Genomic DNA, 24,136 nt, shown 5'->3' on the forward strand with positions numbered 1-24,136 from the left:
CGCGCGACCCGGCGGTGCCGGTCGACGGCCACGATCGATGCGCGACGGGCAGTACCTGACCCTTCGCAGCCGCCCACGCTTGCTGTCCCTGCGACGGCCTTTTCAGCAAAGCGGACATGGAGCCCGTTCACTGGAGCGGCACAACCCTTCCCCAATCCCCTGGAAGCCCTTCCCGTTGGGTGACGCCTCATTCACGAAACGGGCTGCGGCAGCGGAAACGTCCAGCGACCGTCGAGGATTTCCGCATGAGGGAGATAGAACCGCACCATGTAGTTCCATCCCGGCGTGACGGGAATGCAGTTCGGGGTATCCGGCCTGCAATCGCCCAGGCGCAGCGAAACCGTACCGTCGGCCGCGTGCTTCGCGGTCAGGCTGTTGATGGTGTACGCACCCTCCGCATTGGGCTCGAAGTAGCCCGCCGCGTTGTACACGCTGATCGACCAGAAGCCGTCCACCGGTACGTGAGGCACGTCTATCCTGTACGCCGTCTGGCCGTCATTGTGTTCAGGCTTCACGATAAGATAGAACGCCTCGCGCTCGGGGATGCCACCCCACGCGATCGCGCTGCCCACCAGATGGCGTACCGGATCCACCTTGCCGGGCGGCCCGAACATGCCTCGGGAATCGGGCACCGTCGCCCCGAGTGTGATGAGCGCATGGCGCAGCGTGTCCTGGCTGGCCTGGTCCCATGCAGGGACGTCGAACCGCCCGGGACCGTCGGGCTGGCTGGCGACGATCGCGTCCTGCATGGCGTGCGCGATCCGGCCGTCCTCCGGATCGCGGGGATCTACCATCGTACGCACGCCGACCAGCGCGTAGCGGGTGCCGACGTTTTCCTTCGTCAGCGTGTAGCGGCCCGCGCCAAGGTGCACGGCTGCGACATGGTGGTCCTCGTTGTACACCGACATGGACATGTAGCGCGGTCCGGCGTCCGGCATGGATATGGTGACGGGGCCTGCGTCGAGATCGAACACGGCGCTCGAGTACAGCGTGTCGCGGTTGCCCCGCACGACGGTCTGCGCCTCGACCGGCATGACCTTGCGCGCATGCACGAACTGGCCGAGGGCGCCGCGTTTCACCACCCGCTCGAAGTACCGATCCGATTCGGCGCGCGCGAAGTTGTCGACGGTAACCGGCACCGGCGCCGCCGACTGCGCACAGGCGGGTAGCGCCGCGGCCGCCAAAAGCGTGGAAGCGGCTGCACGGCAAAACATGGTTTTCATCTTTTCTCCGGATGGGTTTCCGTTGCCTCGGCGGGGCCGCAACGGCTCATTGCCGCCTGACCAGCGGCGCAGGGAAGGTCGCCCCATTCGCTATGTCGGCGTCCGCGCCGTAGTAGCGCAAGGTCAGGTTGTAGCGGCTGCCGGGAGGCGTGGGCAGCCAGTTCGAGCGGGGCGTTCCGGCCGGCAGCTCGGGTGCATAGACGATCGTCAGCGAGCCGTCGGGGTTGTACTGCAGCGCGGACTCCTTGTTGAGCAGATACCTGTCGAGCGGATTGGGAATGACCTTGTAGTCGTGTGCATCGACGGCGGTCACCGACCAGAAGTACCGGGCGTGCTGCGCCGGCAGTTGCCCGGCGGTGAAGGTCTGCGAATAGGTCGCCCCGCCTTCCAGGTCGCGATGGCCGAAGTAGGTCACCTCATCGCTGTTGTTGGCCCAGATGCCTGCCAGGCTGACCGCGGTACGCATCTTGTAGTCGTTGCCGTAGTTACCGGTGACCGCCGCCCGGACCCAGCCATTCCGGGTCGTCCCCAGGTTCCGGACCTGCGACTGAAGCGCCGGCCATGCCTGCCCACGGATCACCCGGTCGAGCCTTGCCCGCGCGTCCGGGCCGGACCTTGCGAGCACTGAGACCGACGCCACTTCGCTACGGATCGTCGACATGCCCGGGTTGATGTCCGGCTCACCATCCAGGATGGCGTCGGCCCAGTCGAACGCTTCCGCGCCCGGCATCGCCTTGTTGGTAAAGACCGGCACCTGGATGGGGGGCCCGATGCGCGGCTCGACCAGGGGAGTCAGCTTGAATCCGCGCTGGAGACGCGCCGCTTCGGCGGCGTCCGCGCCCAGCTCGACTCTCGCCAGGACCCTGAAGGTCTTGCCCGGCAGATCGATGCGCCTGATGCCCGCCGGCAGGCTGACCTTAGCGCCTTTGAGGCAGAGCGCATAGGTGCCGTCGGGCTGGGCCGGATAGGTGCGCTCGTTGATATTGAGAACCGTCTCCCCCCAGCCATTGAGCATCTGCCATGTGTAATAGCGCCCGGCGATCTTCGGAATGTCGAGTTGCACGCAGGATGTCTCGTCGACGGCAACCCACGCTTCGGAATACGCCACGTCCAGGTTCGGATTCGCCCAGGCGACCGCGCCCGGCGCGCGATGGACCACCTGGTTCCAGCGCAGTCCCTCGCGCTCGAAGTCCTGGCGCTCCTGCCGCAATATCAGCAGCCGGCCCAGCAGGTAGAGATAGGCATCGCTGATCTGCTGGTCCGTCGGCACCGTGGCCGGGATCACCAGTGACTGGCCGTGACTGCCATCCTGGACGGGCGGCGCCGTGCAGGCGGCGAGGAGGACAACAGCGGCGCCAACGGCGGCGGCAACGCGCAATTCAGGCATCCGGCGTCTCCATCATTGTGCGCAATAGCCGCCGTCCACCAGCAGGCTCGTTCCCACCACGAACGAGGCATCGTCGCTGGCCAGAAACAACACTGCCTTCGCGACTTCCCCGGCCTGTCCCAGCCGGCCGATCGGATGCGCCGCCACGAGCCGCGCGCGGAGCTCTCCAGTCGCGCGGTCGATGAGCGGCGTCTCCACGAAACCCGGACATACGGCATTGACGCGTATCCCGTGCTTCGCATACGCGACGCCGAGCGAGCGCGTCAGGTTGACCACGCCGCCCTTCGCCGCGTTGTATGACGCGGCGCCGGCCATGCCGACATGCCCAAGCACGGAAGCCATGTTGACGATCGCGCCGCCCGACCCCTGTTTCCTCATCTGCGCAATGGCCAGCTTGTTGCTGAGGAAGACGCTGGTCAGGTTGATGTCCATCATCTGCTGCCATTGCTCGATGCCGACGTCCTCGATCGGCGACGAAGGATGCGCGATGCCCGCATTGGCGACCATGATGTCGAGGCGCCCGAAGCGGGACACCACCTGGTCGATCACCTTGCGCACGTCGTCCTCCCGCGAGACGTCGATCTCGCAATCATGCGCGTCGTACCCGTTCTCGACCAGTTCACGTGCGAGCGTCTTCCCGAGCGCCGAGCGGTCCGCGATGAGCACGCGGGCGCCCTCCGCGGCGAAGAGCCGTACCGTCGCCTCGCCAATGCCGCTGGCGCCGCCCGTGACGATGGCGACCTTGTCCTTGAGTTTCATGCCGATTCTCCGCTATCCGGTAAATGCAGGCGGCTACGCCGCCGTGAAGCCGCCGTCGAGTACCAGCTCGGCGCCGTTCATATACGACGACTCATCCGAGGCGAGGAACAGGACGAGGCTGCTGACGTCGCCGACGGTGCCAAGCCGGCCCATCGGCGACGCGGCGTGGCCGAGCGCCTGCTTGCCGTGTCCCGTGGCGCCCGATGCGTAGTCTGCCATGGCGGTATCCACCAATCCCGGATGGATCGAATTGACCCTTACGCCCCGGGCGGCATACTCCATGGCGGCACCCTTGGTCATGGCGCGCACGGCGCCCTTGCTGGCGCTGTACATCGTTGACCGCGCCGAGCCGACCAGCCCGGCGACGGAAGACGCGTTGATGACCGAGCCCCTGCCGGCGCGGGCCATCAGCGGCATGACGTGCTTCATGCCGAGGAACACGCCAGTGACGTTGATTGACATCAGCCGCTCCCACTCGCCGAGCGTGGTGTCGGCCAGGGGCTTGAGGACGAAGATGCCCGCATTGTTGAAGAGCACGTCCACGGTGCCGAATGCCTCGACAGCGGCGCCCGCCACGTCCGTCCATTGCGACTCACTGCTGACATCGTGACACAGCGCGACGGCGCGGCCGCCGGCTGCCGTGATCGCGGCGGCAACTTCGCCCGCCCCGTCGCGGTCGATGTCGGTGACCACGACGCTCGCGCCTTCCTGTGCGAAGCGAAGCGCCGTCGCGCGTCCGATGCCTGCCGCGGCGCCCGTGATAATCGCTACCTTTCCGTCCAGTCGCATATCAAGCGTTCTCGTCCGTTGTTGTGGGGTTCGCCATGCCATGCAGGCGAACGCCGTTCAGGAACGCGGCACCGAGTGCCGCTGCCGCGTCGTCCAGCGCCTGCCGGCCCTTGTCGAGCGCGCCGGGCATCCAGCAGAAGCCGTGGATGGTCCCGTCATACCGCCTGCATTCGACCGGGGTGCCGGCTGCCGCCAGGCGGTGTGCATAGGCCTCGCCCTCGTCACGCAGCGGATCGAATTCCGCCGTGACCACGAAGGCGGGTGGCAAGCCGCGATGGTCGGCCGCCCGCATGGGCGAGGCATAGGGATGCATCCGGTCCGCGTCGCCCATGTAGTGGTTCCAGAACCAGGTCATGCTCTCGCGCGTGAGCAGGTAGCCGTCCGCGTTGTCCCGGTATGACGCGGTATCCAGCGCGCCATCGGTCACCGGATAGAGCAGCAACTGGAAACAGGGCTGCGGCCCGCCGCGGTCACGCGCCATCAGGGCCACGACTGCCGCGAGGTTGCCCCCCGCGCTGTCGCCACCAACCGCGATGCGCGAGGGATCGGCGTGCTGCTCGCGCGCATTTCCTGCGAGCCAGCGGAACGCGGCATAGGCGTCCTCGGTGGCGGCCGGAAACCGGTGCTCCGGCGCGAGCCGGTAGTCGACCGACACCACCACGCACCCCGCGCGGCTGGCAAAGCGACGGCACGGCACGTCGACCGTGTCGAGATCGCCCACGACCCAGCCGCCACCGTGGAAGTACACCAGCGCCGGAAAAGGACCGTCCCCATGCGGCGTGTAGATGCGAACCCGGATGTCGCCCGCGGGACCGGCGATCATGGCGTCCTCCACGCGCGCGACCGCTTCCGCCTGGCCGGCCAGCGGGCGAAAGTCGAAGGACTGCCGGGCCTGCTCCGGGGTGCACGTGTGCAACGGCGGCCTGCCTGCCGCCGCGATCATGTCAAGGATGTAGCGGGCCTGCTCGTCGAGTGCCATGTTTGTCTGTCTCCGGATGACTTGTCTTGCCGGCTGTCTGGTCCACCGGCTTCTATGGGAAGCGCTCAGGCTTGCTGGAAGTCGTCGTAGCCGTTCGCCGCGACGCGGTCGCAGATCTCCCGATAGACGCTGATGCCTGCCAGGTAGATGGGAAAGCTCATCTTCTTGCCTTCGACGTTCGAGCCGTTGTACCAGGAGTCGCCCTTCGGGAAGAGCGTTGCATCCGCGACTTCATGGCAATGCCGGCTCCAGGCTTCTTCGGCTTGCGGCTTCGCCTCGATGACGGCGATCCGGTTCACTTCCATATGGCGGATGCAGGCATCGATCCACTCGACGTGCTGTTCGATCGACCAGACCATGTTGGACAGCACCGACGGACTTTCCGGCCCGGTGATCATGAACATGTTGGGAAAGCCGGCGGTGGCCAGGCCCAGGTAGGTCCGGATGCGTTCGCCGTTGCTCCACTTGTCGCGCAGGCTGACGCCGTCCTTGCCGCGGATGTCGATCCGGAACAGCGCCCCGGTCATGGCGTCGTAGCCGGTGGCGAAGATGATCGCATCGAGCGGATAGTCTGCGTCGCGGGTGCGCAGGCCGGTGGGGGTGATCTTCACAATGGGGTCGGCCTTGACGTCGACCAGCGTCACGTTGTCGCGATTGTAGGTCTCGAAGTACCCGGTATCCATGACGGGGCGTTTCACGCCATACAGGTACGTCGGCGCGAGCTTTGCGGCGATCTCAGGGTCCTTCACGATCTCGCGGATCTTGCCACGGATGAACTCGCCCACGGTTTCGTTGGCGCGCGGATCGGTGACGAGGTCCTTGTACAGGCCATGCATCCATCCGCCTTCGTTCCACGCCTGCTCGTAGCGATTCCTCCGCTGCGCTTCGGTATCCTCGAATGCGCGGCGATCGCCGCGCGGGCGCGTCGTTGTGCCTCCCCAGGACTTCAGGACCTGTTCCCTGATGGCCGGATAGTTCGCCTTGATCTCCTCGACATACTGACGGTCGTAAGGGCGATTGGCGGCGGGCGTGCTGTATTGCGCCGTGCGCTGGAACACGTAAAGATGCGCCGCCTGGCGGGCGACCTGCGGAATCGCCTGCACGCCGCTCGATCCGGTGCCGATCACGCCGACCCGCCTGCCTTCGAAGCTTACCGGCTCGTGCGGCCATGTTCCCGTGTGATACTGCTCGCCGCCAAAGTTGTCGAGTCCCTCGAAGCGGGGCGTGCTCGACGTCGACAGGCAGCCCACGCCGGAAATGAAGTACTTGGCCATGGCCACGCGGCCATCGTTGGTCTCCACGCGCCATTTGCCGGCCGCTTCGACGTAATGCGCCGAGACGACGCGCGTGTCGAACCGGATGTCGCGGCGCAGGTCGAACCGGTCCGCCACGTGATTCAGGTAGGCGAGGATCTCGGGTTGCTCCGCATAGCGGCTCGTCCAGGTCCACTCCTGGAGCAGTTCCTTCGAGAAGGTGAAGTTGTAATAGACGCTTTCGACATCGCACCGCGCGCCTGGATAGCGGTTCCAGTACCAGACGCCGCCCACGTTGTCGCCGACCTCGTACACGCGGGCCGACAAGCCTGCCTCGCGCAGGCGGTGCAGCATGTACAGGCCGGAAAATCCGGCGCCCACCACGATGGCATCGTAGTTGTCCATTCCTCTGTCTCCTTCATTCTTTTCGACCGGATCCCAACGCGGGTCCTGGCACGCCGTTCAGTTTTTCTATGCTCGCATCCGCGTGTCGGGCCTGTCCAATTCAACTTTTTCCGTCGCATTCCCGCCAGGCATACCTGACAGATCCCGGCCCCGGAGACGCACCGCCACCGTCCGTGGCAGAATCACCCCCCACCGATAGCCGCGCAACACGTGGGAGTGACAGGAATGGATGCTCGTCTGAAACAGGCCGTCGCCGTGGGCAGGTTCGGCTCCTTCTCGAAGGCGGCGGAAGCAGCAAATGTGACCCAGTCGGCGGTCACCAAGAGCGTTGCCGACCTGGAACGGCGTATCGGTTTCCCGATTTTCCTGCGCACCTCGCGGGGCGTGGTGCCGACCAGCGAAGGACGCGCCTTTCTCGAGCAGGCTTCGCGCCTCCTGGCTGATGCCGACGAGTTGTTGAGCGGAACGAGTCGCACCGATCCGTTCAGCGGCAGCCTGCGCATCGGGATTTTCCCGACAACGTTCGAGTGGATGCTTGCCAGGCCGCTCGAAGTCCTGGTGCAGCGTCATCCGCGGCTCCTGCTGGACATCACGTCAGGAACGAAGGAACGTGGCGTGCAACTGCTCGACCAGGGCGATATCGATGTCGCCATCGGTCTCGAATCCACGTTCTCGGACAAGGCGCGCTTCCGGCTCGAGTACATCGCCACCCTTTCCGCCGCGATTTTCGTCAGGCGCGGTCACCCGCTGCTCGGCATCAGCGCGCCAGTCGCGGGGGATGTCGCTCGTTACGACATGGTGCTGCCCAGCCCGATATGGGACTTGTCGCTCTATCCCACGGTCAGCAAGATCTACGGACACGCGGAGCCAAGCCGCGTCCACAGGATCGAGAATTTCTCGCTGCAATGCAAAGTCATCGAGAACACCGACGCCTTCGGCTTTGTCGATCTCGAACTCACGGCGACGGATTACTTCCTGTCACGCTTCGCCGTCGTGGAGGCCATCGAAGCCCCCACCACCGCGCGCATCGTCTGTGCGGTGCGCCAGCAATGGACCCCCAAGGCCGGCGTGAATGCCCTGATTGCGATCCTGCAGCAGGTGCATGCCGACGGCATGCTGAATAGCGATATCCAAAGCCGGCTGTTCGGACATGAATGTGCGGCACTGCCATCGGAAGGAACGACGCGTCGATTGTGATCGGGACGTCGTGTTCTCGTCCCGCGCCTCTGCATAAGGCTTCTACATAAGTCCTCTGCATAAGAATCGGATAAGTTCCGGCCCACCCATGGTTTGTCCTAGCCACCCGCGCTGCCTGTTGCCTGCGCGGCGGCGAATCACGCAGAATGGCCGTCGCTACGAGTTCAGGACGCAGACACATGCAACAGCAATACGACTTCATCGTCATCGGGGCCGGCTCGGCCGGTTGTGCAGTGGCCGCACGCCTGGCTGACAGCAATGCCGGTACCGTGGCCCTGCTGGAAGCTGGCGGGCACGACTTCAGCCCGGCCATCACGATTCCCATCGGCATCGCGTCGACGGTGCCGAAGGCAGGGCCGTACAACTACGGCTATGCCACCGAGCCGCAGCCGGCGCTCGACGGCCGCATCGGCTACCAGCCACGCGGCCGGGGGCTGGGCGGCAGTTCGTCGATCAACGGCATGATCTACATCCGCGGCACGCCGTCGGACTATGAGCGCTGGGCCGCGGCCGGATGCGACGGCTGGGGCTGGAACGACGTGCTGCCGTATTTCAAGCGGTCGGAACGCAACGAACGTCTGGGCGGAAAGGCCGAGGACGCGTGGCACGGCGGACAGGGGCCGCTCGACGTGGTGGATACGCGCTCGACCAACCCGTTCGACCGCCGGTTCCTGCAAGCGGCCCAATGTGCCGGACTGCGCCACAACCACGATTTCAATGGCGCCGACCAGGAAGGGGTGGGCTTCTACCAGCGCACCCAGCGCGATGGCGAGCGATGGAATGCCGCGCGGGCGTACCTGCACCAGGGCAAGCGCGAGTCGATCAATGGCGGCCGTCACAACCTCGACGTGCTGACCGGCTCGCAGGCGCTGCGCATCGTCTTCGAGGGCAAGCGCGCGGTCGGGGTGGTGATCGAGCGCGATGGCCAGCAGCTCACGCTGCATGCGCGGCGCGAAATCATCCTCAGTGGCGGGACGTTCGGCTCGCCCCAGTTGCTGATGGCTTCGGGCGTGGGACCGGCCGCGCACCTGAAGGCGCACGGCATTCCCGTCGTGCACGACGCCCCGGACGTGGGCCGGAACCTGCAGGAACACCCGAACCTGAAATTGCAGCAGCGCGTGGCCAGCACCGACCTGTACGCCTTCAGCGTGCGCGGCGCGATCCGCTTATACGGCGAATGGCGGCGCTACAGGCGCGACCGCTTCGGCATGTTCGCTTCGAACATTGCCGAGACCGGCGGCTTCGTGAAGACTGACCCCTCGCTGGCGGAGCCCGACGTGCAACTGCATTTCTCCACCGCGCTCGGCGACCCCGCGGCTCGCAGCGCGCACGGCTATAGCCTGCACGTCTGCGTGCTGCGGCCGTACAGCCGGGGGCAGGTACTGCTGGCATCCGCCGACGCGCGCTTGGCGCCCCGCATCGACCAGAACCTGCTGGCCGATCCGCGTGACATGGACACCATGCTCGCTGGGCTGGGCATCGTCCGGCGCATCCTTGACCAGCCGCCGCTGGCGCGCCTCGAACCGCAGCCGCACAACTACGGCGGACTACGGTTCGACGGCAGCGATGACGAGGCGGCGCGCGCCTTCATCCGCGCGAAGACCGACGTCATCTTCCATCCGGTCGGCACATGCCGCATGGGCGGCGACAGCGCCTCCGTGGTCGACCCGCAACTGCGCGTGCGCGGGGTGGAAGGCCTTCGCGTGGCGGATGCCTCGATCATGCCGACGCTGATCGGCGGCAACACCAATGCGACCGCCATCATGATCGGGGAGAAGGCGGCGGACCTCGTGTGCGGCATCGAGCGGGCGGGAGCAGGGAGCGTGGAGGCGCCCCGTGCCGCGGCCATCCAGCCGTCCGTCGCCGTGGCGCAAGTCTAGGCGCCAGGCAAGGCGCGTTCGCCGTGTGCTTTCAGCATGGCGCGGAGAGGGGTTCCCCCTCATGTCGGGTGACAGCTTGCGGGGCAGTTCGGTCATATCGCGTCTCGGATCGAAAGACTCAACTGGCCGGGAAACGTTCGATGAGGACCCCTGCGAGCCATGTCGCCGGACAAAAAAAAGCGCCAACCCGTTTTGGGTTGGCGCTTTGTTTGAGGCGTACTACTGGTATCAGAACTGGTTCATCGTGTTGTCTTTACCTGCCGCCTTCAGGGCTGCATCGCCGCTGAAATACTCCTTGTGGTCGTCGCCGATGTCCGAGCCGGACATGTTCTGGTGCTTGACGCAGGCGATGCCCTGACGGATTTCCTTGCGCTGCACGCCGGCCACATAACCCAGCATGCCCTGGTCGCCGAAGTATTCCTTGGCCAGGTTGTCGGTCGACAGTGCGGCGGTGTGGTAGGTCGGCAGCGTGATCAGATGGTGGAAGATACCTGCTTCGCGCGACGCGTCGGCCTGGAAGGTCCGGATCTTTTCGTCGGCGAGCTTCGCCAGTTCGGTCTGGTCGTATTCCACGCTCATCAGCTGGGTGCGCTCGTATGCCGACACATCCTTGCCCGCGGCCTTCATCGCGTCATACACCTGCTGGCGGAAATTCAGGGTCCAGTTGAACGACGGGCTGTTGTTGTACACCAGCTTGGCGTTCGGGATGACCTTGCGAATCTCGCTGACCATGCCGCCGATCTGGGCGATATGCGGCTTTTCGGTCTCGATCCACAGCAGGTCAGCGCCGTTTTGCAGTGCGGTGACGCTATCCAGTACGCAGCGCGCTTCGCCCGTGCCGGCGCGGAACTGGAACAGGTTGCTGGGCAGGCGCTTGGGGCGCAGCAGCTTGCCGTCGCGCTTGATGATGACGTCACCATTGCCCAGTGCGTCGGCCGACAATTCCTCGCAATCGAGGAAGGAATTGTATTGGTCGCCCAGGTCGCCCGGCGTGTTGGTCACGGCGATCTGCTTGGTCAGGCCGGCACCCAGCGAGTCGGTACGGGCCACGATGATGCCGTCGTCCACGCCCAGTTCCAGGAAGGCATAGCGGATGGCGCGGATCTTGGCCAGGAAGTCCTCGTGCGGCACGGTGACCTTGCCATCCTGGTGGCCGCACTGCTTCTCGTCGGACACCTGGTTTTCGATCTGAATGCAGCATGCGCCCGCTTCGATGAACTGCTTGGCCAGCAGGTACGTTGCTTCGGCGTTGCCGAAACCCGCGTCGATGTCCGCGATGATGGGCACGACGTGGGTAACGTGGTTGTCGATCTTTTCCTGGATGGCGGCCTTGGCAGGGCCTTGGGCAGCATCCAGTTCGCGGAACAGGCCGCCCAGTTCACGGGCGTCGGCCTGGCGCAGGAAGGTGTACAGCTCGCGGATCAGCGCGCTGACGGAGGTTTTTTCGTGCATCGACTGGTCCGGCAGCGGGCCGAACTCGGAGCGCAGCGCGGCCACCATCCAGCCGGACAGGTAAAGGTAGCGGCGCTCGGTGCTGTTGAAGTGCTTCTTGATGGAGATCATCTTCTGCTGGCCGATGAAGCCGTGCCAGCAACCCAGCGACTGGGTGTACTTGGCCGGGTCTGCATCGTAGGCGGCCATGTCGGCACGCATGATCTTGGCGGTGTACTTGGCGATGTCCAGGCCCGTCTTGAACTTGTTCTGGGCACGCATGCGGGCGGCATACTCAGGGTTGATGGCATTCCATGCGCTGCCGTTGTTCTCTTTCAAACCGGCGACTGCCTTGATGTCGTCTTGATACTGGGCCATGGGAAATTCCTAAGAAGAAAGCGCGTTTGAAGAAAGGGTTGCGTGTGTTGCTACGGGTGTCGAAGCAATCAGCGTGGAATCATTGTATGGCGCTTCTGGTGCATCGCGGCGAAGTCTTATATAAGACATAAGAGTTGGTTTGTCCTTATTTTTCAATGACTTAGGCTTTGAATTTCGCAATGTGGAACGCGTTTTCGGGGAACGGAACGATGGCGTTGGGGAAGTTCGGAGCAAATTCCGCAATGTGAAACCCGCTTTCAGTTGTCGGAGGTGACGGCAGGCACGGATGTTCGGGCAACGATAGCTGGGGGATTTGTAGACGTCTGTCGAACGAACAGTGTCATGAGCCGGCGCAGGAACGCGTGGCTGTCTTCGTGTCCGCTGCGGTCGTTCGATCACGAGCGAGGATCGTCGCAAACTGGCCGGCCTCGGCCGCCGGATCACCGGCCTTCCCTGAAATCGGCGATAAACCAAGAAAATCGGGCAGCGCATGCTGCCCGTGTCTCCATCGCCCTTCCTGTTATCTGGCGCTCACCGCCACCGCATGTTCAACGGTTTGCTGCTGACGCAGTTCCTCTGTCGTCGTGCCCCTGCCATCCGGTGCCCAGCCCGGGGGCATGGCCAGGTAGCCAATCGCGTTCAGCACGTTGCCCGATTTCATCATGTCCTGGCCCAGGCTGACCCAGTGCTCGAACTGGTTGACGAGCGGATTGTGCGTGGTGGTCGGATGGACCAGGCCGAAGCGGCACGGTTCGTCTTCACGTTCTTCCACATAGGTGCCAAACAGCCGGTCGAAGATGATCAGCACGCCGCCGTAGTTGGCATCGAGGTAGTCCACGTTCGAGGCATGGTGCACGCGGTGTGCCGACGGGGTGTTGAACACGTATTCGAGCCAGCCAAGTTTGGGGATCCAGGTGGTGTGCAGCCAGAATTGGTACAGCAGGTTCAGGCTCAGCGTGGCCAGCACCACTTCCGGACGCACACCCAGGAACACCAGCGGTGCGAAGAAGATGGCGGTGCCCGTGATCTTGCCGGTCCAGCCCAGGCGGTAGGCGGTGCCCAGCGTCAGCTCATTGGGCGAGTGATGCACGGCGTGGGTGGCCCAGAAGAAGCGGATACGGTGCGAGGCGCGGTGGTACCAGTAGTAGCAGAACTCCTGGGCGATGAAGAGCAGCAGCACCGCGAGCACGCCGTTGATCTGGATCGTGAAGATGCGGTGGTCCCAGGCAAACGCGAAGATCGGCGTGGCCAGCGAGAGCGGCAGCAGTGCCGTCAGCTTGCGGCCGGCCATGTCGGCCAGCGACAGGCCCATTTCGTGCCAGGGGTAGTCCTTGCCTCCCTGACGCGCCTTGCGTGCCAGGAAGAAGGCTTCTACCAGTGAGGCGGCCACGACGATGACCGTGGCGAAGAGCGCTATCTTGTGGAGGTTTTCCATGATCGTCCTGTGTGTTGAGCGGTGACGTTGCTGCGTCGGTGAGCCAACTGTAGGAGTCGGTCGGGGAGGGCGCCATGCGGCAATTATGTCGGCCCATGTCATGGGTCGTGGAACCATGGCGGGTGCAGGACAGACGCCAATGTCCATCGCATCCGGCCGTGAATCCGCGCGGCTGTTCGACGCCGCGATCGTGTAACGCCGTGACATGTTTTCCACCGCGAGATTCACAAGTCCCCGACCTATAGTTCGGTCCGTCGCCGCGCCGCACCGGCTGGCTGAAACCGAAACTGAAACTGAAGGACTTGTGATGACCTCGCGCTTCTCTCGAATCTCCCGCTTCCTTGGCACCGTTGCCGGCACCGTGATGCTGTTGGCCAGCGGCCAGGCGTCTGCCTCGACCGTGGTGGTCGCTCCGGCTCCCGTTCATGTCGCCCGGGCGACGGTTGCGGTGACGACCGCGCCGACAGTGGTCGTGAAGCCAGTAGTGGTTATCAAGCCTGCACCGAAGGTGGTGTACGTGGCCGTAGCGCCGCTGCCGGCGGTGGTCGTGAAGGCCAGCCGGCGTACCGTCTACGTCGCTTCTCGTCCCATCTACGTTGTGCGCTGAGACCGCGAGGTCACAGCATTGGCGCCGTGTGAGCGTTCATGTCCGACCTCGCAACCCGCGCCGAAGGCCGTGACATCGGACGAAATAATTCCTGCCTGGCTTACGACGCCGCCGTTTTCCATACTCTGTTCACCGCGCCGCAGCGCATCGACAAACTGAAGGATTCAAGATGCCCACCACTCTCCAAACCACTGCCACCAAGATCAAGCGCCTGGCCATTGCCGCTCTCGCGACGGGCGCAATGCTGACGGCCGGCTACGCCAATGCCGGTGTCACCGACATCAGCCGTCCTGGCCTGCTGCAGACGGTGCAGGCCGATGTCATCTACGTGCATGCGTTTAGCGCCGATGCCGGTCAGGTACGACTTGACGGTGGCTTCATGCAGAAGGTGAAGACGATGGCCACAGGAAGCTCGGCTGCCGGCGAGCAATCGCAGGAGGCTTCCGAGGCACGCGAACAGGTGGCCAACGAGATTGTGCGCACGCTGCGTGGGCAGGGCCTGAACGCTGTGCGCTCGGACGCCCCTGCACCGGCCAATGCCAACGCGCTGATCGTGGAAGGCGACTTCCGCAAGATCGATGAAGGCACTAGCCGTCGTCGACTGCTGGTCGGCCTTGGCGCCGGCAAGAGCGAGGTCGGCGTGCAGGTGCGCATCTCTTACAAGCCGGCCAACGGCGCGCCGGTGCCGCTGCAGAGCTTTGTCGCCAATGCCGACAGTGGTCATATCCCGGGCATTGCCGAGACCGCTGGCGTGGGCGCCATAGCCGGACACGTGGCGGTCGCCGCTGCCGCAGGGACGGGCGTGCATGGCGTGTCCGAAATGAAGCATGACACCATCTACGCCGATGCCACGCGCCTGGGCGATTCAATTGGCAAACAAGTGGCGGCGGCAAGCAATGAGGAGAGGTGGATGGCGGTGCAACCGGCTATCTGATCGCAGACGGGCAGACGGGCCGGCGGCGGATGAATCGGTAGCTCGCCCCGGCCTTGTCCGGGGCGAGCTACTTCTTGGGCCTGATAGCCGGCAAGCGAGACAACCTCGTGCGTCGTGAAAGCAGCTTTGCGGCTCGATCAAGGACTCCGGTCGTCTCTCAAGACGGCTTCTCCCGTGCGCGGATTCGTCAGGGTGACATTCTCGAGCGCCTTGATTCGCCACTTGCCAACCTGTCGCGTCAGCACGGCAAGGATCAGCGTGTCGACAGCGTGCGGGCCCGCCGGATGAGCCGCACCGGCCGTGAGGCGGCTCCAGAAGTGAATGACCGCCGCATCGTCGCCGATGGGGATCACGTCGATCAGTTCGTTATCCAGCGTGGAATCGCTGTAGATAGTTGCGTGGATGGGCGCATGCAGCTTGATAATCGCCTCGACGCCGCGCACGTAGTGCCCGAACCGGTTCACAAATGTCGCATTCTCATGGAACAACGCGCCGAGGGACTGCATGTCGTGGCTGTTCCAAGCAGTCTGAAACGCGTGGGGCACGTCTTCGGGTTGACTCATTTGAATCATGTGGATTCTCGCAAGTGTCTAGGTCGGGACGCCCGACGTCCGCATCGGACGGTTGTTGTCGAGCGGTTGAATCCTCAGCCGAAAGATGCCCGCCATTGGTGAACGGCCGTGCCCGAGCCCATCTCGGACATCATCCAGCGCTTGCGAAACGGTCGCGCAGCCTGGCCCCGGAGCTACCCGCATCTTCCCCGCCGGACAGAAGGGGTGTCCGGATGGCTAGAGATTGACGAGGGGTTCATACTTGATCTGTCGCTTCAGCGCCAAGGGGGAAGAAATGGACCGCCGAGAATTCATCAGAGCCACTTTGGTACTGCTGCCATCGACGGCAAAGGGCGCCGACCAGATCGGCGAGACCCTCGATGGTACTTGGTTGGTTGTGGTCGAAGGAGAGAAAAGAGAGCGACTGCTTCGAATTGTGGACGCCTCTGCAGAGTCAGGGAAGATCCGGGTGGGTGATATCCGGTATGGCTGGATCGATGCTAAGACGCTGTCGCAGGTAACGGACTTTGACGCGCGATTCACCGGCGACAGATTGCAGATTTCATTTGTCACAAATGCCGGCTCTCGAATCGTAGTATCTCTGCGGTCAGGCGAAGAGAGCCTCGAAGGAACATTTGATGGCGCAAACGGAAAGCACGCCGCCATTCGGATGACTCGGCTCTCCACAGAAGAAGTCTCTGCGATAGCGTCCAACGTCGCGCCTAGTGTAGGTGGAGTAGGGCGCTATCCGTCGTCTGGTCCGCTGCATGTGGTGGCAGGGTCACGCATTAGTCTGGTCTACCTTGGAGCAAACAACTGCGTGGCATGCCGTGGCTACAAAGCCGAGTACTTTGGCTCTATGGACATAATGCGGAAGTCGCTGCCGGAATTCCACCAGATCGAGTACGTCGAGATCAGCCTCGGCGGGTTTAACTCTAACGTCCGGAGCAAGGATCTTCCTGAACATCTCGCTTGGGCCGCTGGAGACCGGCCTAACGGGAAACCCATTCTTCGCGCTCGCGGTACTCCGGCATTCTTTGCTGCGGTCGATAAGGAAATCTGGGCGCAAGGCCATGGTGTCGCGGGCCTCGAGAGCATCGTGATCCCACAAATCAGATTGGCGGTCGCGGAAAGATCTCGGCTGGCCCACTAGATTCGGCGCTTTGCATTTCGGCCGACGCGTCCACTGACTGCGCGTAGGGCGGTAGGCAGAAACTGTTTGGTAGCCGATGGCTTTGATGACTGGGCGCGCCGGCCCTTGAAAAGGCATCCGAAATCAGCGCTGTGATGTCGGCTGCCGGACACGCTTCCGCCAGTCCCTGAAGGACGCGTGAGCGGCCGCAACAGGCAGCCGAACTCGTTCAAGTAAGTCCTCGTTGTCTTCACCGAGTAACCGTTCAAACAGAAAATCGGTCACCTTGTGGCCGGATCGGGCCTGTCGGCCCAGCCCAGCCGAGGTCACCCATCACCTCAGCCGAGTGCCCGCTCCTTGAGCCGCTTCCGGTGAGCCGCAACCTTGGCCCGGTTGCCGCAGATCGCCATGCTGCACCATCTGCGGCCATGGCCCCGCGTGTGATCGGCAAACATCAGCGTGCACTGAGGACCCTCGCACGCTTTCACATGCAAGAAGTCTTCTTCACACACGAGTTTCGCGAGTATCTCGGCGATCGGCATCAGCAACGACTCCGGCGAGCGCCACCGTCGAGTCGCACGTAGTCCGAAGGCCGTTGGCGCACCTGGCGCGTTGGCGACGATCTCGGCATACCCTTCGTCCCGCTCAAGCAGGCGGTTTAGAGGTTCGAGTTCACGCAAATCCTCGGCGACCAGCGGTCGTCCCTTCGTACGCTGGACAAATCCCCTGAACCATTCCCGCAGACTTCGCGCCTGTGCCGCGACGCCATCGAGTTCGCCGGGCATCGACTCCGACCGTAGCGCGTCGAGCGTGCTGCGAGGCACCAAACCTGCCTGTTCTAGCCACGCAAGAAGGCCTTCCCCATCACCGATCCAGTCGACTTGCTCACTCGTCGGCGTGGCAACCGAGTTCAGGAAATCGAGGCCCTGCGCATCGGCCACGAATATTGCGGGAAGTCGTCGGTAGTCCATCTCAAGTGACCTGATGTGCAGTGTTGATGGAGGCCATGGTAACCCCTTAAAATCGTCTTGACAAGTTACACAACAAGAAACTAACCTACATGAACACAGCAGAACGGTTACTCGGGTTCGGAGCGTGTGCATTGCAAACGGCTGGAAGATTGAAAGGAGCGAGAAATGCCTCGTGGAGACGTGAAAGCGGCGCTAGGGGATGGCGCCTGGGCGGACGGAGCGAGTTGCAGGAAGGTGATTAGCGGTCTGGCGGAGCGAGGCGTCAATGCAAGGGCGGCATCCGTGCCGGTGATGTCGTCCGGCGAAGACATCGCCGTACTGGACAGAGCGCTGCAACGAATCGAACAACCGGTTGTGCTTGTCGGCGACGCCCAGCCTGGAAAGCGGCGGTCACTTCGCATGTTGGTTGCTGTTTCCAACGCGTGTTAACCACCGGTCACGTCATCAACTCACGAGAGAGAACCTCATGTCCGCTATTGCCTATCGCCACGCCGACGTCGACGGCTTCAATGTGTTTTATCGAGAAGCCGGTCGTGCCGGTGCCCAGAAAGTACTGCTCCTCCACGGCTTTCCAAGCTCGAGCCACATGTTTCGGGATTTGATTCCTCAACTGTCCGACCGCTTCCATCTGGTTGCGCCGGATCTACCTGGGTTTGGTCGTTCGGATATGCCGGCCCATGACACCTTCGCCTACACGTTCGACAACATCGCCGACGTGATCAGCCGCTTTACCGAAGTGATCGGGTTCGATCGCTTTGCCGTCTACGTATTCGACTACGGCGCGCCGACGGGCTTTCGGCTTGCGCTGAACCATCCGGAGCGGATCACCGCGATCATTTCCCAGAACGGCAATGCTTACGAAGAAGGACTCAGCGAAGGCTGGAATCCTATCCGGGCTTATTGGCGAGATCCTTCGCAGGGAAACCGTGAGGCACTGCGGGCCCTGTTGACTCCGGAAACGACACGCTGGCAGTACACACACGGGGTATCTGACACGGCTTCGGTATCGCCGGACGGGTATTCGCTGGATAACTTTTACTTGGGCCGTGCCGGCGCGGACGAGATTCAACTGGACCTGTTTGGCGACTACCAAAGCAATGTCGCGTTGTATCCCGCGTTTCAGCAGTATTTCAGAACGCACAAGCCTCCGTTCCTCGCCGTCTGGGGGAAAAATGATCCATTCTTCCTGCCTGCTGGCGCTACGGCATTCAAGCGTGACATCCCTGGCGCGGTGGTGCGCTTTCTCGATACGGGCCACTTCGCGCTCGAGACGCATGCGACAGAAATCGCCGCGGCCATGCGTGATTTTCTTGTTACCTGAAGTGTGGGTGTGTGTGGTCGATATGTAGCGACCAGACACGCCAATCAAATTGATTGTTCAACCAAAGGAGCAGCAATATGCGTGCAATCGTGATCGAGAAATTCGGCGGTCTGGATGGCCTTGTCTACACAGAGTTGCCTGAACCCGAACCGCTGGCGGGCCACGTGGTAATCGAAATCAAGGCATTTGGCATCAACCACGCAGAGATGCATATGCGGCGTGGCGAATGGGCCGAAGCCGCAAAGGTAAGCGGCATCGAATGCGTCGGGGTGGTGAAGTCGTGCCCTGGCGGCGAGTTCCCGGTTGGGGCGAAGGTTGCCGCGTTGATGGGAGGTCTAGGTCGAACCATCAACGGGAGCTATGCGGAATACACGCGCGCACCGGTGTCCAACGTCGCATTGATTGAGTCAGACCTGTCGTGGGCCGAACTGGCGGCCATCCCCGAAACCTATGCGACCGCATGGACCTGCCTGTTTCGCAATCTCGAGATCACGGAGGGACAGACGTTGGTCATCCGCGGTGCGACATCATCGTTTGGACAGGCGGCGGTGAAACTGGCGGTCAATGCCGGTGCGCGGGTCATCGCAACAACACGCAATCGCGAGCGCTTCGAGATGCTGGAGGGCCTGGGCGTGGCACGTGTCGAGCTCGAGGGACCGGACCTTTCGCAGCGAATTGCCGAGGCAAAGCAGGTTGACGCGGTACTCGACCTCGTCGGCAACAGCACCATTCTCGATTCGCTGGCGATGCTGCGACGGGGTGGCCGTGCCTGTCTTGCGGGCTGGTTGGGCGGCCTGGCTCCGATCGCGGACTTCAACCCACTCCTGCAAATGGCGAGCGGCGTGTATCTGACCTTTTTCGGTAGTTTCGTGTTCGGCACCCCGGGTTTTCCGCTGTCCGACGTACCGCTTCAGAAAATCGCAGAAGACGTGGCGGCTGGCCGTCTCAAGGTGACTCCGTCCCGGGTGTTCGGCTTTGATCAGATCCATGAGGCGCATCGGGTGATGGAAGCCAATGAAGCCGGCGGAAAGATGGTAGTCGTTCACTGAAGCAACATTGGCTTACCCAGACCGGGAGACATGAGATGTCCACGAAAGTAGCGATCGTCACGGGCGCCAGTCAGGGCGTCGGGCATTCGGGCGGATCGTGTCGATATCCGGCCATTGAACGACCGATCTAGCCCCTCATTTCAGCCAGAATCTGCTCGGCGAGAAAATCACACGGCGGTCGGCCGGACTGTGCGCTGCGGGCAAGCACGACCTCGAGTTCGTCCAGGGGCGGCAACCCTTCGTTCTGGGATAGCTGGACAAGGTGCCCCGGCACGCTGCATCTTGCGAGGGGCGCTATCGCGAGCCCCGCTTCTACCATGCTGACAAGGCCCAGCAGACTCGGGCTTTCGTAGGACATCCGGTACTTGATATTTTCCCGCTGCAGCGCGCTGATGGCATGGGCACGCGCGGTGCTGCCATGTGCGAAGACGGCGATGGGCAGCGGGCGTTCTTTCCATACTTTCCTTGCGGCCGACCCGGCCCACACCATCGGCTCGAACCGGATGAATTCGCCCGCGATGCCCCTTGTTTTCGTGATGCAGGCCAGGTCCAGCGTATTGTCTTTGAGCAAGGGAGCGAGCGCACTGCTGGGCAGGCCGATGACCCGGATTTCGACACGCGGGTGAGCAACCGCGAACTTTCCCAGAACCTGTGGCAGCAACGATGAAGCGTAGTCGTCAGGAACGCCGATGGTGACCCGGCCCTTTATCTCCGGGCGAACGATCGACGCCCATGCTTCCTCCCGCATGGCAAGCATTCGGCGGGCATAGTCCAGAAGCGTCCTGCCCTCTGCCGTAATCGCCACGTTGCGGGTGCTTCGCACGAAGAGCGGTTTTCCCAGCGCTTGTTCAAGCGCCTTGATCTGCATGCTCACCGCCGATGGCGATCGATGCACGGACTCCGCACCCCGAACAAATGAACCTGTATCGGCGACCGCCACAACCATTTCAAGAACGTCCAGATCGAGCTTCTTCATTTTGGTCAGAAAAGCTGAGCAATGGATTCAGTTTAATGCGTTTTACTTGAGTATGCATCGGACCGATACTGCTTGGGATGACCACTTGAACGAGCCCACAAAAATGCACGGTACGGTATCGATTTACGGATTTCTGGCGGTCGGCGGAATGCTTGCCGTGACACCGGGTCCGAACATGATCTACGTGATGTCGCGCTCGATTGCGCAAGGACCTGCGGCCGGCCTGATATCGCTTGCAGGCGTCATGCTCGGATACCTCGTCTATATGTTCGGGGCAGCATTCGGCATCACGGCGCTTTTCCTGAGGGTGCCTTATGCAGGCAGCGCGTTGGGTGCGGTGGGCGCCGTGTATCTGTTCTATCTGGCGTGGCAGGCCGTGAGGCCTGGGGGCCGTTCGCCTCTGGAGGTTCGCGATCTGCCTCGCGAACAGCCTCGCCGGCTCTTCGCGATGGGCGCAACGACTAGTTTGCTGAATCCCAAGCTCGCGATGGTCTTTCTGTCGCTCCTGCCGCAATTCATCAACCATCAGGACGGCAGCGTGCTGAGGCAATCGCTCGTGCTCGGTTCGTCGCTGATTGTGGCATTCGCATCGGTCAATGGCTTTGTGGCGGTCTGCTCCGGCAGCATGGCGAGGTTCCTCTCCAGCCGCCCGGGACTTCTGCTTGCTCAACGCTGGACTATGGGCGTTGTTCTGCTTGCCCTCGGCGCAAACATGGCCATCGATGCATTGAAGTCGGGAGGCTTCTATTGAGCTACGTCGCAAACCAGGTCGAGAGCGGCCGCCTGGTCGGAGACGATCAGTGGCCGAAACTGGCTGCGGATTCAAGCGGTCGATACAACGAGTTGATGGAATCGTTGGTGGGCCGGTGTATCGAAGTTCAGGGTTTTCCGCGGGCGTTCATTGTGCCGCCTGGCTATCCGGGGCGGTGACGGGGAGCGTCCGCGCGGAGCCGTGCGCCGAATGCCAGGCCGAGAACGGGAAGGGCCACGGCGGCGGCGGCGAACAACCATCGCGCTTCCAGCGTTCCGGCGACGGCCGCGGCGCCGCTCATGCCGATCGCCTGTCCCAGGAACAGGCTCGCGGCAAACAGCCCGACCGCCGTGCCGCGCGATGGCGGGAACACCTCGGTCGCCTGCGTTTGCAAGGTGTTGTGAAGCATGTAGAAGCCGAGTCCGCCGAGGAAGCATCCGGGGACGCTCCATTCCCACCGTGGTCCGAGCGCCACGATGGCAAAGGCTGCGCCCAGGAGCATGCCGCCGAGGGCGGCCAGCGCATCAGGCCCCAGGCGCCTGAACAGCACGCCTGAGACCGCCACATAGGCCAGGCCACCAGCACCATACATCGCCATCACGGCGCCGGCCGCGCCCAGGCCGAGCCCGAAGCGGCCGTGCAGGTAGGTCGGCACGAAGGCAAATCCCGCCAGGGTGAACAGGCCTTCGATTGCCGTCACTGCGAACAGCAGCCTTGCGCGCGGCTGACCCAGCACGCTGCGGAACTGCTCCCCGAATGAACGCCTGGCAGCCAGGTGGGAGACCAGGCCCGAGCCCCGCGTCCGCACGGCGAGCGCGGCAACGCCAGACCCCGTCGCCAGCACCCAGAAGACAACGCGCCAGTGCAGCCAGTCGGCAAGCAGGCCGGACATCCACTGGCCACCGATCGTCCCGCCGATGGTCGCGAGGAAGAAGCGGGCAAGCACCTGCTGCCGGTCCCTCGCCGGAACCGTATCGCCGATCATCGCCATGCTCATGGGGATGACCCCCGCCGCTGCGGCGCCCGAGAGTCCCCGGGCCAGCGCGAGGGCGGGCATGGTCGGGGCCACGGCGGCCATGACATGCGCAACGGCGCAGCCGGTCAGCGCCAGCGTGATGACGCGAAGCTTGCCGAAGCGGTCGCCGAGCGGGCCAAATACGAGTTGCATCAGCCCATAGGCCAAAGCGAACGCGGAGATGGACCACGCTGCCATGCCAACGGGTACGCCGAAGTCCGACGATAGCGCCGGAAGCAAGGCGTCACACGCGCGCATGGACGCCATGCTCATGGCCGCCGCAATGGCGAGAGGCCCGAATCGCCTCACTCCGCCACCCTTGCCATCGGATAGGCGTGCCGGGGCTTGGCGATCATGAATACCGTCCCCGCCGCGAGCAGCGCCGGCACCGCGAGCAGGCCGAATACATCGCCGAAGCCCCAGCCAAGGCCGAGGAGGCCCGCACCGATAAAGGAGCCCGCCATGCCACCGATGCGCCCGATGCCCTGCATCCACGCCACCCCGGTGGTGCGTGCCTCGGTCGGATAGAGGCTTGCGGCGTAGGTGGACATCGAAGTTGCCGCGCTCGTGACCAGGGTGCCACAAAGGAAAAGCGAGATACCCAGGAACTCCGGATGATCGACACCGCGTCCCACCACGATGACGAGCACGGCGGCCAGCAGGTACGCCACGACGATGGTACGGTTGGCATTGAAGCGGTCCATGAGCCAGCCAGCAGCAAGGTTGCCCAGCAGGCCACCAAGGGGAAACAGGGAGGCCAGCAGCGCGCCACGTTCCACGCTGTATCCGGCTTCACGGAACAGCGTCGGCATCCAGTTCGTCATCAGGTAATAGATCACCAGACCCATGAAGCACGACAGCCAGAGCATGACGGTGCGCCGCCGGTATCCTGCCGACAGGATGAGTGCAAGAGCCGAAGCCTTTCCCGCCTTGCCTGCCGCAGCCATCGGCGCGACGAACACGCAGTGTTCGAGCGTTTGCCGAGGCGCAATGCGCTTCAGGATGCGCGCGATCCGCTCGGGCGCCCCGTTGCGCACCGCCAGGAACTGGGCCGACTCCGGAAGCAGCGCAAGCAGCAGTACGGCGAGTACCAGCGGCGCGATGCCGCCAGCCGTCAACACGCCGCGCCAGCCGAAATGGGGAATCAGCCAGGCCGATGCCGCGCCGCCCGCCACCAGTCCACCGGAGAAGCCGCAATACATGGCATTCACCGCAAGGGAGCGCAGACGCGACGGCGCGTATTCCGACATCATCGTGATGGTCGTCGGCATGGCTGCGCCGAGTCCGAGGCCGGTCAGGAAGCGCAGGACGGTCAACGTGCCAACGGTTTGCGCCTGGGCGGCAACGAGCGTCCATCCTCCGAAGCATGTGACAGCCGCCACCAGTACCGCCTTGCGGCCAACGCGATCCGCCACCGGTCCCGCGAAGATCGCGCCCAGGCTCAGCCCAGCCAGTGCGGCGCTCATGACGACACCGAGTTCACCGCGGGCGATGCCCCATTCGTGCGCCAGCGACGGAGCGATAAAGCCGATGGCCGCCGTGTCGTAGCCGTCAGCCGCCACGACGAGGAAGCAGAAGGCGAGGACCAGCCACTGGCAGGGGGAAAAGCGTTCGGCGTCGATGAAGGACTGCACGTCGATCGTGCGGGATGCCTGTTTCATCGTTTGTCTCCTGGATGGGCGGGCAAACGCGATGTCCGCGCCTGCCTCGTTT

The 24,136-nt window shown here is 63.5% G+C and carries 21 protein-coding genes; 8 read left to right on the forward strand and 13 right to left on the reverse strand.

All coding sequences use genetic code 11. From position 1 onward, the window contains the following. Positions 1-191: 191 nt before the first annotated feature. The 6 genes from AC1DKV_RS10025 to AC1DKV_RS10050 all read right to left on the reverse strand — a co-directional run bounded on the left by AC1DKV_RS10025 (position 192) and on the right by AC1DKV_RS10050 (position 6,795). On the reverse strand, positions 192-1,223 hold the full coding sequence (locus AC1DKV_RS10025) for a DUF1254 domain-containing protein (protein ID WP_477137599.1): 1,032 nt from the start codon (positions 1,221-1,223) through the stop codon (positions 192-194). A 46-nt stretch (positions 1,224-1,269) separates the two neighbouring features. Next, positions 1,270-2,610 (reverse strand): DUF1214 domain-containing protein, encoded by a 1,341-nt coding sequence (locus AC1DKV_RS10030; RefSeq protein ID WP_441614017.1) that lies wholly within the window; start codon positions 2,608-2,610, stop codon positions 1,270-1,272. A 12-nt stretch (positions 2,611-2,622) separates the two neighbouring features. Beyond that, complete coding sequence (locus AC1DKV_RS10035; protein WP_441614018.1) at positions 2,623-3,369, reverse strand: SDR family NAD(P)-dependent oxidoreductase; 747 nt, start codon at positions 3,367-3,369, stop codon at positions 2,623-2,625. 33 nt (positions 3,370-3,402) lie between these two features. Next, the gene (locus AC1DKV_RS10040) at positions 3,403-4,158 is read right to left on the reverse strand and encodes an SDR family NAD(P)-dependent oxidoreductase (protein ID WP_441614019.1); all 756 of its coding nucleotides are present in this window, start codon (positions 4,156-4,158) and stop codon (positions 3,403-3,405) included. A 1-nt stretch (position 4,159) separates the two neighbouring features. Then, the gene (locus AC1DKV_RS10045; protein ID WP_441614020.1) at positions 4,160-5,137 is read right to left on the reverse strand and encodes an alpha/beta hydrolase; all 978 of its coding nucleotides are present in this window, start codon (positions 5,135-5,137) and stop codon (positions 4,160-4,162) included. A gap of 65 nt (positions 5,138-5,202) precedes the next feature. Then, positions 5,203-6,795: a flavin-containing monooxygenase gene (locus AC1DKV_RS10050; RefSeq protein WP_441614021.1), complete on the reverse strand. Its 1,593-nt coding sequence runs from the start codon at positions 6,793-6,795 to the stop codon at positions 5,203-5,205. Between the two features lie 225 nt (positions 6,796-7,020). On the opposite strand from AC1DKV_RS10050, the gene AC1DKV_RS10055 reads away from it, so the two are divergent. Together AC1DKV_RS10055 and AC1DKV_RS10060 are read left to right on the forward strand one after the other, a co-directional pair. Continuing rightward, entirely contained in the window at positions 7,021-7,992 is a 972-nt protein-coding gene (locus AC1DKV_RS10055) for a LysR family transcriptional regulator (RefSeq protein ID WP_441614022.1), read from the forward strand. Positions 7,993-8,171: 179 nt separating this feature from the next. Then, positions 8,172-9,872 carry a GMC family oxidoreductase gene (locus AC1DKV_RS10060; protein WP_441614023.1) on the forward strand — a complete coding sequence of 567 codons (1,701 nt, stop codon included), beginning with the start codon at positions 8,172-8,174 and terminating at the stop codon, positions 9,870-9,872. A gap of 228 nt (positions 9,873-10,100) precedes the next feature. Here AC1DKV_RS10060 and AC1DKV_RS10065 read toward each other — a convergent pair whose 3' ends face one another. Both AC1DKV_RS10065 and AC1DKV_RS10070 read right to left on the reverse strand, forming a co-directional pair. Continuing rightward, positions 10,101-11,681 (reverse strand): isocitrate lyase, encoded by a 1,581-nt coding sequence (locus tag AC1DKV_RS10065; protein WP_441614024.1) that lies wholly within the window; start codon positions 11,679-11,681, stop codon positions 10,101-10,103. A 520-nt stretch (positions 11,682-12,201) separates the two neighbouring features. Further along, positions 12,202-13,116, reverse strand: a complete 915-nt coding sequence (locus AC1DKV_RS10070; RefSeq protein WP_441614025.1) for a sterol desaturase family protein — start codon at positions 13,114-13,116, stop codon at positions 12,202-12,204. A 307-nt stretch (positions 13,117-13,423) separates the two neighbouring features. Here AC1DKV_RS10070 and AC1DKV_RS10075 point away from each other — a divergent pair, with 307 nt between their 5' ends. Together AC1DKV_RS10075 and AC1DKV_RS10080 are read left to right on the forward strand one after the other, a co-directional pair. Continuing rightward, positions 13,424-13,723, forward strand: coding sequence for a hypothetical protein (locus AC1DKV_RS10075; RefSeq protein ID WP_441614026.1), 300 nt, complete (start codon positions 13,424-13,426; stop codon positions 13,721-13,723). A gap of 169 nt (positions 13,724-13,892) precedes the next feature. Next, positions 13,893-14,657, forward strand: coding sequence for a DUF4410 domain-containing protein (locus AC1DKV_RS10080; protein WP_441614027.1), 765 nt, complete (start codon positions 13,893-13,895; stop codon positions 14,655-14,657). A gap of 137 nt (positions 14,658-14,794) precedes the next feature. On the opposite strand, the gene AC1DKV_RS10085 is transcribed toward AC1DKV_RS10080, so the two are convergent. Next, positions 14,795-15,229 (reverse strand): SgcJ/EcaC family oxidoreductase, encoded by a 435-nt coding sequence (locus AC1DKV_RS10085; protein WP_441614028.1) that lies wholly within the window; start codon positions 15,227-15,229, stop codon positions 14,795-14,797. 274 nt (positions 15,230-15,503) lie between these two features. Between AC1DKV_RS10085 and AC1DKV_RS10090 the strand changes: the two genes are divergently transcribed. Continuing rightward, positions 15,504-16,361 carry a hypothetical protein gene (locus tag AC1DKV_RS10090; RefSeq protein ID WP_441614029.1) on the forward strand — a complete coding sequence of 286 codons (858 nt, stop codon included), beginning with the start codon at positions 15,504-15,506 and terminating at the stop codon, positions 16,359-16,361. Between the two features lie 317 nt (positions 16,362-16,678). Here the strand turns inward: AC1DKV_RS10090 and AC1DKV_RS10095 are convergent, their stop codons facing one another. Next, positions 16,679-17,311: a CGNR zinc finger domain-containing protein gene (locus AC1DKV_RS10095; protein ID WP_441614030.1), complete on the reverse strand. Its 633-nt coding sequence runs from the start codon at positions 17,309-17,311 to the stop codon at positions 16,679-16,681. A gap of 466 nt (positions 17,312-17,777) precedes the next feature. Here AC1DKV_RS10095 and AC1DKV_RS10100 point away from each other — a divergent pair, with 466 nt between their 5' ends. Continuing rightward, on the forward strand, positions 17,778-18,632 hold the full coding sequence (locus AC1DKV_RS10100; RefSeq protein WP_441614031.1) for an alpha/beta fold hydrolase: 855 nt from the start codon (positions 17,778-17,780) through the stop codon (positions 18,630-18,632). A 77-nt stretch (positions 18,633-18,709) separates the two neighbouring features. Next, positions 18,710-19,681, forward strand: coding sequence for a zinc-binding alcohol dehydrogenase family protein (locus tag AC1DKV_RS10105; RefSeq protein ID WP_441614032.1), 972 nt, complete (start codon positions 18,710-18,712; stop codon positions 19,679-19,681). Positions 19,682-19,808: 127 nt separating this feature from the next. Here the strand turns inward: AC1DKV_RS10105 and AC1DKV_RS10110 are convergent, their stop codons facing one another. Next, on the reverse strand, positions 19,809-20,657 hold the full coding sequence (locus AC1DKV_RS10110; protein WP_441614033.1) for a LysR substrate-binding domain-containing protein: 849 nt from the start codon (positions 20,655-20,657) through the stop codon (positions 19,809-19,811). A gap of 103 nt (positions 20,658-20,760) precedes the next feature. On the opposite strand from AC1DKV_RS10110, the gene AC1DKV_RS10115 reads away from it, so the two are divergent. Continuing rightward, positions 20,761-21,408, forward strand: a complete 648-nt coding sequence (locus tag AC1DKV_RS10115; protein WP_441614074.1) for a LysE family translocator — start codon at positions 20,761-20,763, stop codon at positions 21,406-21,408. A gap of 163 nt (positions 21,409-21,571) precedes the next feature. Here the strand turns inward: AC1DKV_RS10115 and AC1DKV_RS10120 are convergent, their stop codons facing one another. Further along, positions 21,572-22,732 carry an MFS transporter gene (locus AC1DKV_RS10120; protein ID WP_441614034.1) on the reverse strand — a complete coding sequence of 387 codons (1,161 nt, stop codon included), beginning with the start codon at positions 22,730-22,732 and terminating at the stop codon, positions 21,572-21,574. Further along, positions 22,729-24,084, reverse strand: coding sequence for an MFS transporter (locus AC1DKV_RS10125; RefSeq protein WP_441614035.1), 1,356 nt, complete (start codon positions 24,082-24,084; stop codon positions 22,729-22,731). The genes AC1DKV_RS10120 and AC1DKV_RS10125 overlap by 4 nt, the downstream gene beginning before the upstream one ends. Positions 24,085-24,136: the final 52 nt, after the last annotated feature.

This window comes from Cupriavidus sp. 05T41 (assembly GCF_056396525.1).

Bases quoted from the DNA above. Each gene is read 5' to 3' on its own strand.
- AC1DKV_RS10115 (WP_441614074.1), top strand. From the start codon at position 20,761: ATGCACGGTACGGTATCGATTTACGGATTTCTGGCGGTCGGCGGAATG.
- AC1DKV_RS10035 (WP_441614018.1), bottom strand. From the start codon at position 3,369: ATGAAACTCAAGGACAAGGTCGCCATCGTCACGGGCGGCGCCAGCGGC.
- AC1DKV_RS10045 (WP_441614020.1), bottom strand. From the start codon at position 5,137: ATGGCACTCGACGAGCAGGCCCGCTACATCCTTGACATGATCGCGGCG.
- AC1DKV_RS10090 (WP_441614029.1), top strand. From the start codon at position 15,504: ATGGACCGCCGAGAATTCATCAGAGCCACTTTGGTACTGCTGCCATCG.
- AC1DKV_RS10110 (WP_441614033.1), bottom strand. From the start codon at position 20,657: ATGAAGAAGCTCGATCTGGACGTTCTTGAAATGGTTGTGGCGGTCGCC.
- AC1DKV_RS10100 (WP_441614031.1), top strand. From the start codon at position 17,778: ATGTCCGCTATTGCCTATCGCCACGCCGACGTCGACGGCTTCAATGTG.
- AC1DKV_RS10070 (WP_441614025.1), bottom strand. From the start codon at position 13,116: ATGGAAAACCTCCACAAGATAGCGCTCTTCGCCACGGTCATCGTCGTG.
- AC1DKV_RS10050 (WP_441614021.1), bottom strand. From the start codon at position 6,795: ATGGACAACTACGATGCCATCGTGGTGGGCGCCGGATTTTCCGGCCTG.
- AC1DKV_RS10030 (WP_441614017.1), bottom strand. From the start codon at position 2,610: ATGCCTGAATTGCGCGTTGCCGCCGCCGTTGGCGCCGCTGTTGTCCTC.
- AC1DKV_RS10055 (WP_441614022.1), top strand. From the start codon at position 7,021: ATGGATGCTCGTCTGAAACAGGCCGTCGCCGTGGGCAGGTTCGGCTCC.
- AC1DKV_RS10025 (WP_477137599.1), bottom strand. From the start codon at position 1,223: ATGAAAACCATGTTTTGCCGTGCAGCCGCTTCCACGCTTTTGGCGGCC.
- AC1DKV_RS10085 (WP_441614028.1), bottom strand. From the start codon at position 15,229: ATGATTCAAATGAGTCAACCCGAAGACGTGCCCCACGCGTTTCAGACT.
- AC1DKV_RS10080 (WP_441614027.1), top strand. From the start codon at position 13,893: ATGCCCACCACTCTCCAAACCACTGCCACCAAGATCAAGCGCCTGGCC.
- AC1DKV_RS10040 (WP_441614019.1), bottom strand. From the start codon at position 4,158: ATGCGACTGGACGGAAAGGTAGCGATTATCACGGGCGCCGCGGCAGGC.
- AC1DKV_RS10075 (WP_441614026.1), top strand. From the start codon at position 13,424: ATGACCTCGCGCTTCTCTCGAATCTCCCGCTTCCTTGGCACCGTTGCC.
- AC1DKV_RS10065 (WP_441614024.1), bottom strand. From the start codon at position 11,681: ATGGCCCAGTATCAAGACGACATCAAGGCAGTCGCCGGTTTGAAAGAG.
- AC1DKV_RS10105 (WP_441614032.1), top strand. From the start codon at position 18,710: ATGCGTGCAATCGTGATCGAGAAATTCGGCGGTCTGGATGGCCTTGTC.
- AC1DKV_RS10060 (WP_441614023.1), top strand. From the start codon at position 8,172: ATGCAACAGCAATACGACTTCATCGTCATCGGGGCCGGCTCGGCCGGT.
- AC1DKV_RS10125 (WP_441614035.1), bottom strand. From the start codon at position 24,084: ATGAAACAGGCATCCCGCACGATCGACGTGCAGTCCTTCATCGACGCC.
- AC1DKV_RS10095 (WP_441614030.1), bottom strand. From the start codon at position 17,311: ATGGACTACCGACGACTTCCCGCAATATTCGTGGCCGATGCGCAGGGC.